Consider the following 14,499-nt stretch of genomic DNA (forward strand, 5'->3'; position numbering starts at 1 on the left):
ACCGGCGGGGCGCGCCATCCCGGCCTCACTAGAATCGGAATCATGTCGAAGGTCCTTCAGTCCCTGCCCGTCGGCGAGCGCGTCGGCATCGCTTTCTCCGGTGGCTTGGACACCTCGGTCGCCGTCGCGTGGATGCGCGACAAGGGCGCGATCCCCTGCACCTATACCGGCGACCTCGGTCAGCCGGACGAACCCGACGTCGAGGCGATTCCGGGCCGTGCCCTCGAGTACGGCGCCGAGGTCTCACGCCTCGTCGACGCGAAGGCCGCCCTCGTCGAAGAGGGCTTCAGCGCTCTCGCCTGTGGCGCGTTCCACATCCGTTCCGGCGGACGCACCTACTTCAACACCACGCCGCTCGGTCGGGCCGTCACCGGCACGCTCCTCGTCCGCGCGATGAAGGAAGACGGCGTCGACATCTGGGGCGACGGCTCGACCTATAAGGGCAACGACATCGAGCGGTTCTACCGCTACGGCCTGCTCGCAAACCCCCGTCTGCGCATATACAAGCCGTGGCTGGACGCCGATTTCGTGACCGAGCTCGGCGGCCGCAAAGAGATGAGCGAGTGGCTCGTCGCGCACGGCTTCCCATACCGTGACTCCGCCGAGAAGGCGTACTCGACCGACGCCAACATCTGGGGTGCGACGCACGAGGCCAAGACCCTGGAGCACCTCGACGTCTCGCTCGAGACCGTCGAGCCCATCATGGGTGTGCGGTTCTGGGACGAATCCGTCGCGATCGCCACGGAGGATGTCACGATCACCTTCGAGGCCGGCCGTCCCGTCGCCATCAACGGCCGCGAGTTCGGTGACCCCGTCGAGCTCGTCCGCGAGGCGAACGCGATCGGTGGACGCCACGGGCTCGGCATGAGCGATCAGATCGAGAACCGGATCATCGAGGCCAAGAGCCGCGGAATCTACGAAGCCCCCGGCATGGCCCTGCTCTTCACCGCGTACGAGCGACTCGTCAACGCGATCGTCAACGAGGACACCCTCGCGACGTACCACGAGCAGGGCCGCCGCCTCGGCCGCCTGATGTACGAGGGCCGCTGGCTCGAGCCGCAGTCGCTCATGCTGCGCGAGTCGATCCAGAAGTGGGTCGGTTCGACCATCACCGGAACCGTCACCCTGCGGTTGCGCCGCGGCGAGGACTACACGATCCTCGACACGACCGGCCCCGTGATGTCCTACGGACCCGAGAAGCTGTCGATGGAACGTGTCGGCGACGCCGCCTTCGGCCCGACCGACCGCATCGGCCAGCTCACGATGCGCAACCTCGACATCGCCGACTCGCGCACGCGTCTCGAGCAGTACGCGGCGATGGGAATGATCGGTGGCGCAACGGCCGCGCTCGTCGGCAACCTCAAGGCGGGCGAATCCGCCGAGATCACCGAGCACGCTGCCCCGTTCGACCCCGACCGTGAGCGACTCGCGGATGCGGTGGACGAGGCATCCGAAGCCGCCGCTTTCGACTCCGGCACCGACTGACGTTCAGCCGCCCGCTGCGGGGGGCGTCTCGCGCGACTCGCGCAGCTCGTCGACGATGAGCGAGCTCTCGTCGAAAGTTCCGTTGCGGTACGCCGCGCGGCCCACCATGTGTGCCGACAGCGGCGCCGTGGCGAGCTGAATCAGGAACACCGGGGCCACGAACGCCGCGACGGGCCACGCACGCAGCGACAGCGCGATCGCGATGCAGATCAACAGCAGCCCGAGCACCTGCGGCTTGGTGGCGGCGTGCAGGCGGGCGGGCACGTCTCGGAGGCGCAGCAGACCGATGGATGCGGTCAGGCACAGCAACGCGCCGATCAACACCAGGACGAGCGCGGTGGTGTCGGCGATCGCCAACCAGTCGAGGTCGATCATCGGGGATTGTCCCTCCTCGCGACGAACCGGGCGACCGAGATCGAACCGAACACTCCCACGGCCGCGATGATGAGCAGAACGGGAAGCGATCGCGTGTGCTGATTGATCACCATGTCGGCACCGAGGATGCACATGACCTCGGTCAACAGCACGTCACTCGCAACCACACGGTCGAGGATGGACGGTCCGATGACGACGCGGACCAGCGCGAGCAGCGCCGCGACCGCGAAGACGATCAGGATGATGGCGATGAGCACGTTCATACGCTGGCACCTCCCTGACGCGGCGAGTCGATGGCGGACTCCCGGATGACGCGTACCTGCTCGCGCGAGCCCACGGCGCGGACGATTCGGGCCTCCCACCCGAGAATCGCGCGGCGCTGGAGCTCGACGTCGGTTTCGTTTCGCACGCCCAAGACGTGCAGGTACAGGACCCGTCGATCCCGATCCGCCTCGAGGATGATCGATCCCGGGATAAGAGATGCCGTGACGGCGGTGTGACTCATGATCAGATCGTCGTCGGTGCGCAGCGGCACGGCGATGACCGCGGCACCGGGTTGGCGGCGGGCGTCGAGCACCTGCCAGGCGACGAGGAGCGAACCACGCACCAGGGCCGCGAGAAAGGTCGTCACGAAGACGAGTCCGTACCAGGGGTTCAGGCGTCCCGACAGGTCGACCGGCGGCAGCCGGAAGATCCGGGTGACGAAGATCGCGACGATCAGGCCCGTGACGAAGGCCAGCACGGTGAATTGGCCCCACAGCAACATCCACAGGGCGATCAACCAACCGAAGAACGGCAGCTGCGCCCAGATGTGGCGGGCGTGGGAGGCACGAGAGTCGGGACTCATTCCTCTGCCTCCTCATCGATCTGGGTGATGGTGACCGGTTGCGTCAACAGCTCCCCCGCACGCATGCAGATGTCCAGGAGGGGACCCGCGAAGATCGTCAGGGCGAGAGTGACCGCAACCATCCCTCCGGTCGCAGCCGTCATGATGCGGGGGATGACGCGTCGCTCAGTCTCGACCGCGGCGCCCGTCGACCGGCCGAGGTGCGCGATGCGCGCCTCCGTCTCGGAAGAATCCTCTTCCTCGCGCCAGAACGACAGGTTCCAGGCACGCATGAGCGCGTAGAGGGTCAGCAACGAGGTCACGATTCCGCCGACGATGAGCACCATGACGACCGGCGTACCGACCTGAGCACCGGCGTCGAACAGGGCGAACTTCCCGATGAATCCCGAGAAGGGTGGCAGTCCGCCGAGGTTGACCGCGGGGATGAAGTAGAGCACGGCGATCACCGGTGCCGCCCGCATCAGACCCTTGACCCGCAAAATCGACGTGCTGCCCGCCCGGCGCTCGATCAGCCCCACGGCCAGGAACAGGGTCGTCTGCACGATGATGTGGTGGACGATGTAGTAGATCGTCGCTCCGTACGCGGCCGCGGTGCCGATCGCCAATCCGAAGATCATGTATCCGACGTGGCTGACAAGCGTGAACGACAGGATGCGTTTGAGCTCCGCCTGCGCGACGGCACCCAGCACCCCGACGATCATCGTGGCGAGCGCGATCACCATCAGCAGCAGGTTGATGTCGTTGTTCGGGAAGATCTGCGTCTCGGTGCGGATGATCGCGTAGACGCCGACCTTCGTCAGCAACCCGGCGAACACCGCCGTGACGGGGGCAGGCGCGGTCGGATACGAGTCCGGTAGCCAGAACGAGAGCGGGAACACCGCCGCCTTGATGCTGAACGCGACGAGCAGCAGCATGTGGAGCACGAGCTGGACGTCCTGCGGCAACTCACCCATGCGCGCGGCGATCTGCGCCATGTTCACGGTGCCAAGGGAGGCATAGATCGCGGCGATCGCCGAAAGGAACAGGATCGACGAGACGAGGGAGACGACGATGTAGACGACACCCGTGCGGATGCGGGACTCGGTACTGCCGAGGGTGATGAGCACATACGAGGCAACGAGCAGGATCTCGAACCCGACGTACAGGTTGAACAGGTCGCCGGCGATGAAGGCGTTGAAAATTCCGGCCGCGAGGATCAGATAGGAGGGATAGAAGATCGAGACCGGTGTTTCTTCGTCGCCGTCCGCGGCACCCTGGCCGATGGAAAACAGCAGAACCGCGATCAGGACGATGCTCGACACGAGCACGAGCAGCGCGGCGAGGGGATCGACGTAGAGCACGATTCCGAAGGGGATCGGCCATCCGCCCACCGACACCGCGATGGGCTCACCTTGGTCAACAGCCACCAGCAGAATCGCCGCGATGACGAGAACAGCGGCGAGGGTGACGACCGAGATCGCGACCTGGAAGCGGCGACGGCGCCCGAAGATCAGGGTGAGGGCGGCACCGATGAGCGGCAGGGCGACGAGCAAGGGCACGAGCGAGCTCACGAGTCCTCACCCCCGTTCGGCCGGCGACGAGTCGCGGGTTTGTCGGTCGGCGCATCGTCCACGAGGCCCGGGAAGTCCCGGCTGTGCAGCACGGTGATGGGCGCGGTCTCGACACCGACGAAGTCGGTCGGGGCCTCGGCATCCGCTGAGCCCTCGTCATCCATCGCGTCCTCGGATTGGACGCCGCGCTCACGCAGGGCGACGTCTTCCTCGTCGTCCATGACGGTGTCGGCCTGTCCGAGCTGCCACGACCGGTAGATCAGGGCGAGCATGAACGCCGAGATGGCGAAGGTGATCACGATCGCCGTGAGCGTGAGGGCTTGCGGCAGCGGATCGGACATGTCGGATGTCTCGCCCGAACCGTAGAACGGGGCGATGCCGGGCTGGCCCATGACGATCAACAGCAACAGGTTCGCCGCATTGCCGAGCAGGAGGAATCCGATCAACACGCGCGTGAGGCTGCGCTCGAGCATGGCGTAGACGCCGCAGGCGAAGAGCGCGCCCATCACGATGATGAGGGTCAGGGAGGCGTTCATCAGCTGACCACCTCTCCCACGCGAACGGGCTGGCTCTGCCGATCGACCTCGGCGCCGAGGCTGCGCAGCACATCGAGCACGAGGCCCACCACGACGAGGTAGACGCCGATGTCGAAGATCGTCGTCGTGACGAATTCGACGTGGCCCAAAACGGGCAGCTCGGCCTCGATGAACGCGCTCGTGAGCGGCGGAGCACCGAAGAAGAGGGGGACGACGGCGCAGGCGACGGCGATCGCCATGCCCGCCCCGAGCAGGCGGCCCGCATCCGTCGGGGCGGCCGCTCCCAGTTCGTACCGTCCACCGGCCACGTAGCGCATGACGAGCGCCATGCCCGCGACGAGGCCGCCCGCGAACCCGCCACCCGGCAGGTTGTGGCCGGCGAAGAGCAGGTAGATCGAGACGACGATGATCGTGTGGAACAGCACGCGCACGATGACCTCGAGGATGATCGAGCGATTTTCGGGGCGCATCCGCTGGCCACCGACAAGCCACGTCTGCGGGCTGCCCGCGTTAGCCGCGGACTGCGGGCGCGGGCCGGCGAGCGTCTCGACCAGCGGACGACGCCGGCGGCGAGCGGGCATCGTGGGCACGCCCGAGGTCAGCCGCTGCAGATTGTCGGCGCGATCGGTGACGAAGACGAGGGATGCGACACCCGTTGCCGCGAGCACGAGCACCGAGAGCTCGCCCATCGTGTCCCACCCACGGATGTCCACCAGAGCCACGTTCACGACATTGCGCCCGTGTCCCAGCTCGTAGGCGAGCGGCGGCCACGATTCCGATATCGGTGCCTCGATGCGCGCGCCGGTCGCGATCGCGGCGACCATGGCCATCGTCACGCCGACACCTATAGCCAGGATGGCTCGCGGAACCCGGGCGACGGAGGCGTTGTGATCGCCCATCTGCGCGGGGAGGCGGCGCAGCACCAGGGCGAAGGCGACGAGCGTAACGGTCTCGATGAGGATCTGCGTGAGGGCGAGGTCGGGCGCCCCGCTCGTGGCGAACAGCAGCACCATGCCGAGCCCCGTCACCGACACGAGCACAACACCGGTGTACCGCTTGCGGGCGAGCACCGCGGCGATACCCGCGGCGATCATGAGGGGCGCGGCGACGAGCTGGATGGGCGACTGCCACGCATCGAGCTGCGCGCGCCACGTCGGTGAGGCGAGCATCACGGTCGTCTCGGCGGCGACGAGCACCACGAAGATCGTGCCGACATAGATCGGGAGCGAACCGCGCTGCGTGAGGGTCGTCGTGGCGACCGAGAGGCGGTCGACCTGACGAACGACCTCGTAATAGACATCCGACGCCGTGAATCGCACGAGTCTCCGACGGGTATCCCACCGCGTCGCCTGCGCGAGAGCGAAGACCAGCGCACCGCCGACCAGCGTCGCGAGCGAGAGGAACAGAGCGGGCTCGAGCCCGTGCCAGAGCGCCAGGTGGTAGGCGTACTCGGGGGCCGCGACTCCGGGCGTCGAAGCCGGCGCGGTGTCGGCGTAACCCTGCAGCGCGACATCCAGCCACGGTGCGGCAAAACCACCGACGATCGACAGACCCGAGAGGACGATGGGAGCCGCGAGGAAGCCGATCGGCGGGTCGGGCCACTCGGTCACCGGCACGTCCCGCTTACGGAAGAACGCGCCCCACAGGAATCGGATGCCGTAGGCGACCGTGAACACGGATCCGATCAGGATGCCGATCAGAGCAACGAGGCCCCAGGCCGAGCCGCCCTGAGCCTCATCGAGAAGGGCCGTGAGCACGCCCTCTTTCGCGACGAAGCCGAGCGTAGGAATCACCCCGGCCATCGATCCGATCGCGATGAACGCGAAGGTCGCCATCACGGGAGCCTGACGGCCGAGGCCCGACAACTCCGAGATATCGCGCGTGGAGAGCTGGCGGTCGATGACACCGACGATCAGGAACAGGCTGGACTTGAACAGCGCGTGCGCGAGCAGCAGCGCAAGGCCGGCGAGCGCCGCGTCGCGCGTTCCGAAGCCGAGGACAACGGTGAGGAACCCGAGCTGGCTCACGGTACCGAAGGCGAGGATGCGCTTCAGGTCGCGTTCGCGCAACGCCTGGATGCCTCCGATCAGCATCGTCAGCACGCCCAGCGAGATGACGATCGGCCGCCACGGCGGGGCATCCGCGAACACGGGCGAGAGGCGGGCAAGCAGGTAGATCCCGGCCTTCACCATCGCGGCGGCGTGCAGATACGCGCTCACCGGGGTCGGGGCGGCCATCGCGCCCGGCAGCCAGAAGTGGAAGGGGAAGATCGCCGACTTGCTGAGTGCGCCGACGAGGAGCAGCACGAGCGCGGCATCGACCACCGGCCCGCTCGGCGCGATCTCGAGGATGCCGGACAGGCTCGACGTACCCGTGTCGACGACCAGCAGCACGACCCCGATCAACATCACGAGTCCGCCGAGGGTCGTGACCAGGAGGGCTTGGAGGGCGGCGCGGCGACTCCCGGCCCGGCGGTGGTAGTACCCGATCAGCAGGTACGACAGGATGCTCGTGATCTCCCAGAACATCACCAGCACGACGATGTCGTCCGTCAGCACCAAGCCGTACATCGTTCCGGCAAATGCGAGCAGCACCGCCGCGAACTGTCCGAGGCCCTCCGGCTTGTCGCGGAAATACCAGCGGCAATAGAGCAGCACGAGCGCGCCCACGCCGGTGACAACGAGGGTCATGACCCACGCGAGCGTGTCCATGCGCATCGACAGCGAAATGCCGAGCGCGGGGATCCACTCGAACGACTCGAAGGGCGTCCGATCCGCGATGACGTCGGGCGTCCTCAGAACCGCCTCGACGAACGCCACCGCCGCCATCGCTGCGGCGATGTAGAACGCCCGCGATCCGAGGGTCCGAACGAGCCACGGCATTGCCAACGAGATGACGGCGAACGCAGCGAGGATCAGCAGCACGGGCGTCTCCTCGGTCATGTCGGCCGGGGTGGCTCAGGGAATGGACAGTGGTCCTATCTTACGGTGCTACGACGCGCGGACCTCTCGAACAAGTCCTCGGGAATCCCTCAGCCCGGCGGAGGACCCGTCGTGTTGCCCTGCCGGAACGTGCAGGTGAAACTGATCGACGCGGCATCCAAACCCTCGATCATCCGCGTGACGATCGTGCCCGCGGCACGTCCCTTCTCCGCCGCGGGTTGCACCAGCGTGGTGAGTTCGTACGGGGCGAATCCGTCGACGGTGATGCCGTCGAATCCCGTCACGCTGACATCTGCCGGCACCGACAGACCGAGTTCTTCCGCGGCGCGGACGACGCCCGCCGCGAGCAGGTCGCTCTGCGCGATGACAGCGGTGGGACGATTGTGCGCGTCGGACAGGATGCTTCGGCCGGCCGCGAGCCCTTCGTCGATCAGGCTGCCGCCCGCCGCGTAGACGCGAGCCGCGGGGAAGACGTCTCGGGCACCGGCGAGTCGTTCGCGCGTGACATCCACGACGGGGACGCGGGAGTCATCCGGAGCGACCCATCCCCACCAGCGTCGCGCGTCGAAGGGCAGGGTCAGCAGCACGACGTTCTCGTGACCGAGCGAGCGCAGGTGGCGCGCGGCGTGGCGCTGGGCCTCACGATTGTCCAACTCGACGCGCGGGATACCGGGGCCGGCATCACCTTCGATGACGACGACGGGGATTCCCCGGCCGCGAACGGCCTCGAGCGAGTCTGCGAGACGTCCGCTGCATCCGACCAGCACGACGGCGTCGACGGGGGCCGAGCGCAGGCTCGGTGCGCTCGCACCGTCCGCGACGACACCGGCATCATCGCGAAGCAGCAGCAATCCGGCTCCGAGCGGAGAGACACCCTCGGCGAGCCCGTCCATCATCACCGCCTTGATCGGATCACGGAACGCTGCGCCGAGGTGTTCTTCGAAGACGACGCCGACGATGCCACTGCTTCCGCGCCGGAGCGACGCGGCTCGCGGATCGGGACCCGTGTATCCGAGCGAGGCCGCGGCCTCGAGAACACGGGCGCGGGTCGCATCCGTCACGGATGCCTTGCCGCTGAAGACCACGGACGCGGTCGACGGCGACACCTGGGCGACACGCGCGACGTCGGCGATCGTGGGCCTTCCGGCTGCCATCGCTCCTCCGGGTTCGGGATTGGTCCACCGATGGTACCCCGTCCGGGCCGGGCGTCGCCGAATCGATTCGATAGACTCTGCTCATGTCTGAACTCGCCGCACCGCTCGACCACCGCGCCCTGCTGCGCTGGCGCACGGCGGTCTTCGCCATCTTCACGGCGAGCGGACTCTCGATCGCCACGTGGGCGTCGCGGGTTCCGGCGATCAAAGAAGCCCTTCAGATCGACAACATCCAGATCGGCTTCGTCCTGCTTCTCGCGGGGATCGCGTCGATCGTCGGACTGTCCCTCAGCTCCGTCGTGCTCGCGCGTTTCGGGGCACGCCGCGGCATGTTCGTCGCGATGATCGTCATCGCGATCGGCGTCGCGATCATCGGAATCGGCACGGATGCCCTGGGCTCCTATGGGGCCGTCGTACTCGGCCTCGCCCTCTTCGGCCTCGGCAACGGATCGCTCGACGTCATGATGAACGTCGACGGCGCCGTGATCGAGAAGCAACTCGGCAAGACACTCCTCCCGCTCTTCCACGCCTTCTTCAGCTTCGGAACCGTGCTGGGCGCGGGCATCGGTGTGCTCGCCGTGACGTGGGGATTGAACGTCCTGGTGCACACCGCGGCCATGGCCGGGGTGATCCTCGTCATCGCATTCGTCAGCATCGCCAACGTGCCCGCCCGGATCGTGGCCATGGACCCGACGCCGTCGGGTGAACCGCGCCGCGACTGGCGTGCACGCCTGCACGAGTCCCTGTCGGCGTGGCGCGAACCGCGCACCTACACGCTCGGCATCGTGATGCTCGGCATGGCCTTCGCCGAGGGCGGCGCGAACGACTGGCTCGCGCTGACCGTGGTCGAGGGCCACGGCGCCGACCAAGCCCTTGGTGCGGCGGGGCTCGCGGTGTTCTCGGTGAGCATGACCGTCGTGCGCATCGCGGGCGGGCCGCTGGTCGATCGGTTCGGGCGCGTCGCGACGCTGCGCGTTCTCGCGGCCGCGGCAACGGTCGGTCTCTTGCTCTTCATCCTTGCGCCGTCGATCCCCCTCGTCTTCGTCGGTGCGGCGCTCTGGGGTGCGGGCGTTTCGCTGGGCTTCCCGCTGGGGATGTCGGCAGCGGCCGACGACCCCGCCCGGGCCGCGGCCCGCGTCAGCGCCGCCGCGACGATCGGCTACATCGCGTTCCTGTGTGGGCCGCCGCTGCTCGGGTTCGTCAGCGAGCACATCGGTCTACTCAACACCCTCTACATCCTGGTCGCGCTCATCGTTGCATCCGGCTTCGCGTCCGGAGCCACCCGCCCACTTCCGGGAGCGCACGTCGGCGAGGCTCGGCGCCACGAAAGCCCGGCGGCATCCGACGACCCGTCCACGCTGTAGCGACTCTCACGAGATCGCGAGAGCACCCACCCGATAGCCCGCACCCTTGTGCTCGGAGGGCAAGCGATCGCCGTTGCCGTGCAGCTTGTGGCGCAGCGTTCCCTCGACGTAGGAGGTCGGGTACGCACCGCGGGCGCGCAACTCGGGGATCACGTACGTCACGATGTCCTCGAAGGTGCCCGGCGTGATCGCGTAAGCGAGGTTGAACCCGTCCACATCCGTTTCGGCGACCCACTCCTGAAGCTGATCCGCGATCTCTGTGCCGGACCCCACGAGCGTGGGGCCGAGCCCACCGATGGCGCTGATGCGAGCGATATCCCGCACGGTGAATGTCTCGCCATTCTCCGCCGACTCCTGGTAGTTCGCGATGACGGACTGGATGGCGTTGCTCTTGACGTTGCCCACCGGCTCGTCGAGCTCGTACTGCGACAGGTCGATGCCCATCCATCCGGACATGAAGACGAGGGCGCCCTCGTGGTTCGCGTACTGCAGGAAGTCCTCGTGCTTGGCCTGTGCTTTTTCGGGAGTCTCGTCGGTGATGATCGTCAGCAGCGTGTAGATCCGAGCCGAGTATCGATCGCGACCAGCGGCCTCGAGGGCGTCGCGGATCTTGCTTACGGTGTTTTTCAGAACGGCCTTGGTGGGGGCGGCGACGAAAATCGCCTCGGCATTGCCCGCGGCGAACTCGATGCCGCGTGAGGAGGCACCGGCCTGGTAGATCACGGGCGTGCGCTGCGGCGACGGCTCGGAGATATGGATCCCCGGGACGGTGAAGTACTTGCCCTCGTGGCCGATCTCGTGGACCTTCTGCGGGTCGGTGAAGACACCTGACTCGCGGTCGCGAATGACCGCGTCGTCTTCCCAGGACCCCTCCCACAGTTTGTAGAGGACCTCGAGGTACTCGTCCGCGTGCTCGTAACGCTCATCGTGCTCGAGCTGATCGTCGTTGCCCATGTTGCGAGCAGCGGATGGCAGGTAACCGGTCACGACGTTCCATCCGACGCGACCCTTCGTCAGGTGATCGAGCGTCGACATCCGGCGAGCGAACGGATAGGGGTGCTCGTACGCGGTGCCGGCCGTGACGCCGAATCCAAGATGCTCGGTCACCGCGGCCATGGCCGAGATGAGAAGAACCGGGTCGCCCACGGGCACCTGGGCACCATGCCGGATCGCGGCTTCGTTCGTGCCGCCGTACACGTCGTAGGTGCCCAGGACATCGGCGATGAAGATGCCGTCGAACGTTCCGCCCTCGAGCAGCTTCGCAAGCTCCGTCCAGTAGCTCAGATCCTTGTAGTTCGCCGATCGGTCGTCCGGGTGGCGCCACATGCCCGAGGACTGGTGGGCCACACAGTTCATGTCGAAGGCGTTGAAGCGGATCTGTCGAGTCATCGGGCAATCGTCGAGCACATCGGCGGCTGACGCCAGTGCCGACTACACATGGCGTCACATGGTTACGCCGTGCGTCACGTCGTTACCCCCTGCGTCGCAGCGGCTGTGCTGAGGTCATGGCGCGGCCCTACGGTCGGCGGCATGCCTTCCTCCCCTGACCAGCGGCCGGTGACGCGATGATCCGGCTCGAGCAACTCACCAAGTCCTTCGGCGGCACGATCGTGCTCGACCGCCTCGACTTCGCCGTCGCATCCGGCGAGATCTTCGCGGTCGTCGGCCCGAGCGGTGCGGGCAAGAGCACGCTCGCCCAGTGCGCGACCTTGCTCGAGGCACCTACCTCGGGGGCCGTCATCGTCAACGGCGACAACCTTTCGCACCTGAGCGCCGGGCAACTGCGCGTCGCTCGTCGCAAGATCGGCACGATCTTCCAGCACGACGGCCTTTTCAGCCGTCGCACCGCAGCGCAGAACGTGGCGCTGCCGCTCGAGTACCTGGGCGTCACGGCGGTCGAGTCGAAGCGCCGTGTCGCCGAGCTGCTCGATCGGGTCGGCCTCGCAAGCAAGGCAAACAGCTACCCGCACGAGTTATCCGGTGGCCAGCGCCAGCGGGTCGGCATTGCCCGTGCCCTCGCGCTCCGGCCCCGGGTGTTGATCTCGGACGAGGCGACGAGCGGGTTGGATCCCGACGCGACCGCGTCCGTGGTCGAGCTCATCAAAGAACTCCGCGACGACCTCGGCCTGGCGATCATCTTCATCACGCACGAGATGGACACGGTTCGCAGCGTCGCCGACTCCGTGGCGCGGCTCGACCACGGCCGGATCGTCGAGTCCGGGCGCCTCGTCGAACTCCTCCACAACGCCGACTCCGAACTCGGGCGCGCGCTCCAGCCGCGCCGCGCACACGCCGCAGCGCGCGAGTGCGAGACAACCTGGGTTGTTTCGTATCGCTCCGCACACGTCCCGACGGATTGGATAGCGCGGCTCGGCGAGACTCTGGGCGTTCCGGTGTCGCTCCTCGGCGCATCCGTCGAAGTCCTTCACGATTCGACCGTCGGGTCTGCGGTGATCGGTATCGCCCACGCCGACGGCGATCTCGTGCGGCGAGCGCTCGAGGGCCTGGGTCTCGACGCTCGAGCGGAAGAGCCGATCCGCCTGGCGGTGCCTTCAGAGGCGGTGCCGTCATGAGACGCATCGACAACGTCCCCTTCGCCGAGATTCCGGCTCTGATCTTCCCGGCGCTCCTCGACACGCTGATCATGGTCGGCATCGTCATGGCGATCGTCGTTGTCGTCGGGATCCCGCTCGGGGCGCTCGTGCACAACCTCGCTCAGCACGGCCTCTTCCCGCGGCCGCGGCTGCACGCCGTCCTGAGCGGAATCGTCAGCATCGGTCGCTCGCTGCCGTTCCTGATTCTGATGGCCGCGATCGTTCCGTTCACGCGATTCGTCACGGGCACCAACATCGGAATCGCCGCCGCGGTCGTCCCGATGTCGATCGCTGGCATCGCCTTCTTCACCCGCATCGTCGAGAACTCGCTGCGGGGCGTCCCGACCAACCTGGCGCGCGTCGCGACGGCGAGCGGCGCATCCCCCCTCCAGATCATCCGCACCGCGCAGCTGTCCGAGGCCGTTCCGAGCATCATCGGCGGCATCACGATCAACACGATCGCGATGATTGAGTACTCCGCGATCGCGGGCAGCATCGGGGCGGGCGGAATCGGATACGTCGCGGTGACCTACGGCTATCAGCGCTTCGACAACGGGGTCATGTTGGCCACGATCATCGTGCTCGTTCTGCTCGTCGCGGCCGTGCAAAAGCTCGGCGACACCTTCGTCTTCCTCACGACGCCCCACGCTCGCACGCGGCGTTCTCTTCAGCCGGGCCGTCTTCAGCCCACCCCCTAGCCCCAAACTCGCACAACACCCCAGGAGATCTCTGCCATGACAACGAGACAGGACACCCGCACCACACCGCCGAACGACAATGACCACGGGTTCGCGGTCAAAACCCGTCGGCGCTGGCCATGGATCGTGGCCGGCACGGCCGCCGTGCTAGCGATCACCGCCGCCATCGTCGTGCCGCTGTTGAACCCCGCCAAGTCCCCCAACGAGATCGCCGGAGCGACGCTCCACGTCGCAACCGCCGAGGGCAACGCGTCGGAACAGGCACTCGTGGAGTTCATCGCGGAAGAGGTCGCACCGAAGTACGGCCTGACGATCGCGTTCCGCGGTCTGGCCGACAGCAACACCATCAACCGCGCGGTCAGCGAGGGCGAGGTGGCCGGCACGATCTACCAGCACAAGCTCTGGCTCAATCAGGTGCTCGAGGCGAACCCGGACTTCCGAGAGACTGCAGCGGTGCCAGTCTTCCGATGGGGTTTCGGTGTGTGGTCCGATAAGTACGACGACATCAGTGAGATCCCGGTCGGCGGAAGAATCTCGCTGTACTCCGACCCAGCGAACGAGGCGCAGGGACTCTGGGTCCTCGAGCGCGCCGGCCTGATCACCCTCGACCCATCGATCGACAAGGCATACGCCACGCAGGACGACATCGTCGCCAACCCGAAGAACCTCACCTTCGTCCTGCTGGACTTCGCTGCCCAGTCCCGGGCGCTCCCCGATCTCGACGCGGCGGTGGGCTACACCGAGTACTACCTGGCCGCGCAGATCGACATCGAGAAGCAGATCTACGCACCCGCCGCGCCCGACGAGTTCGCGGGCCAGCTCACCATCGGATCCGACTATGCCGAGACCGACAACGTCAAGAAGCTCGTCCAGGCCTTCCAAGACCCGGCGGTGCAGGAGTTCCTCCGCACCGACCCCTCGGTCAAAGACATCCTGCTGCCAATCGACGCGGAG

13 protein-coding genes are annotated in these 14,499 nt (G+C 67.1%); 5 read left to right on the top strand and 8 right to left on the bottom strand.

The features are described from left to right. Positions 1-42: 42 nt before the first annotated feature. Positions 43-1,485, top strand: a complete 1,443-nt coding sequence (argG, locus tag ACIQ0W_RS09885) for an argininosuccinate synthase (RefSeq protein WP_304688509.1) — start codon at positions 43-45, stop codon at positions 1,483-1,485. Positions 1,486-1,488: 3 nt separating this feature from the next. Here argG and mnhG read toward each other — a convergent pair whose 3' ends face one another. From mnhG to ACIQ0W_RS09920, 7 genes are all read right to left on the bottom strand, one after another. Next, on the bottom strand, positions 1,489-1,860 hold the full coding sequence (mnhG, locus tag ACIQ0W_RS09890) for a monovalent cation/H(+) antiporter subunit G (RefSeq protein WP_396642632.1): 372 nt from the start codon (positions 1,858-1,860) through the stop codon (positions 1,489-1,491). Beyond that, on the bottom strand, positions 1,857-2,123 hold the full coding sequence (locus ACIQ0W_RS09895) for a monovalent cation/H+ antiporter complex subunit F (protein WP_396642633.1): 267 nt from the start codon (positions 2,121-2,123) through the stop codon (positions 1,857-1,859). Before ACIQ0W_RS09895 ends, mnhG begins: the two co-directional genes overlap by 4 nt. Further along, entirely contained in the window at positions 2,120-2,707 is a 588-nt protein-coding gene (locus ACIQ0W_RS09900) for a Na+/H+ antiporter subunit E (protein ID WP_396642634.1), read from the bottom strand. The genes ACIQ0W_RS09895 and ACIQ0W_RS09900 overlap by 4 nt, the downstream gene beginning before the upstream one ends. Continuing rightward, positions 2,704-4,257 carry a Na+/H+ antiporter subunit D gene (locus ACIQ0W_RS09905; protein WP_396642636.1) on the bottom strand — a complete coding sequence of 518 codons (1,554 nt, stop codon included), beginning with the start codon at positions 4,255-4,257 and terminating at the stop codon, positions 2,704-2,706. Before ACIQ0W_RS09905 ends, ACIQ0W_RS09900 begins: the two co-directional genes overlap by 4 nt. Then, positions 4,254-4,793 (bottom strand): Na(+)/H(+) antiporter subunit C, encoded by a 540-nt coding sequence (locus ACIQ0W_RS09910; protein ID WP_100814574.1) that lies wholly within the window; start codon positions 4,791-4,793, stop codon positions 4,254-4,256. The genes ACIQ0W_RS09905 and ACIQ0W_RS09910 overlap by 4 nt, the downstream gene beginning before the upstream one ends. Continuing rightward, complete coding sequence (locus ACIQ0W_RS09915) at positions 4,793-7,717, bottom strand: Na+/H+ antiporter subunit A (RefSeq protein WP_396642649.1); 2,925 nt, start codon at positions 7,715-7,717, stop codon at positions 4,793-4,795. Before ACIQ0W_RS09915 ends, ACIQ0W_RS09910 begins: the two co-directional genes overlap by 1 nt. Before the next feature lie 107 nt (positions 7,718-7,824). Next, the gene (locus tag ACIQ0W_RS09920; RefSeq protein WP_396642637.1) at positions 7,825-8,889 is read right to left on the bottom strand and encodes a LacI family DNA-binding transcriptional regulator; all 1,065 of its coding nucleotides are present in this window, start codon (positions 8,887-8,889) and stop codon (positions 7,825-7,827) included. A gap of 83 nt (positions 8,890-8,972) precedes the next feature. Here ACIQ0W_RS09920 and ACIQ0W_RS09925 point away from each other — a divergent pair, with 83 nt between their 5' ends. Beyond that, on the top strand, positions 8,973-10,253 hold the full coding sequence (locus ACIQ0W_RS09925) for an MFS transporter (protein ID WP_396642638.1): 1,281 nt from the start codon (positions 8,973-8,975) through the stop codon (positions 10,251-10,253). Positions 10,254-10,259: 6 nt separating this feature from the next. On the opposite strand, the gene ACIQ0W_RS09930 is transcribed toward ACIQ0W_RS09925, so the two are convergent. Then, complete coding sequence (locus ACIQ0W_RS09930) at positions 10,260-11,642, bottom strand: LLM class flavin-dependent oxidoreductase (RefSeq protein ID WP_396642639.1); 1,383 nt, start codon at positions 11,640-11,642, stop codon at positions 10,260-10,262. 176 nt (positions 11,643-11,818) lie between these two features. On the opposite strand from ACIQ0W_RS09930, the gene ACIQ0W_RS09935 reads away from it, so the two are divergent. From ACIQ0W_RS09935 to ACIQ0W_RS09945, 3 genes are all read left to right on the top strand, one after another. Further along, the gene (locus ACIQ0W_RS09935) at positions 11,819-12,826 is read left to right on the top strand and encodes a methionine ABC transporter ATP-binding protein (RefSeq protein WP_396642640.1); all 1,008 of its coding nucleotides are present in this window, start codon (positions 11,819-11,821) and stop codon (positions 12,824-12,826) included. Then, a complete protein-coding gene (locus ACIQ0W_RS09940; RefSeq protein WP_396642641.1) occupies positions 12,823-13,545 on the top strand; it encodes a methionine ABC transporter permease in 723 nt (240 codons plus the stop codon). Before ACIQ0W_RS09935 ends, ACIQ0W_RS09940 begins: the two co-directional genes overlap by 4 nt. A 36-nt stretch (positions 13,546-13,581) precedes the next feature. Further along, a partial coding sequence (locus ACIQ0W_RS09945; protein ID WP_396642643.1) for a MetQ/NlpA family ABC transporter substrate-binding protein occupies positions 13,582-14,499 on the top strand: 918 nt, incomplete at its 3' end.

This window comes from Microbacterium sp. (assembly GCF_044340635.1).
GTDB lineage: Bacteria > Actinomycetota > Actinomycetes > Actinomycetales > Microbacteriaceae > Microbacterium.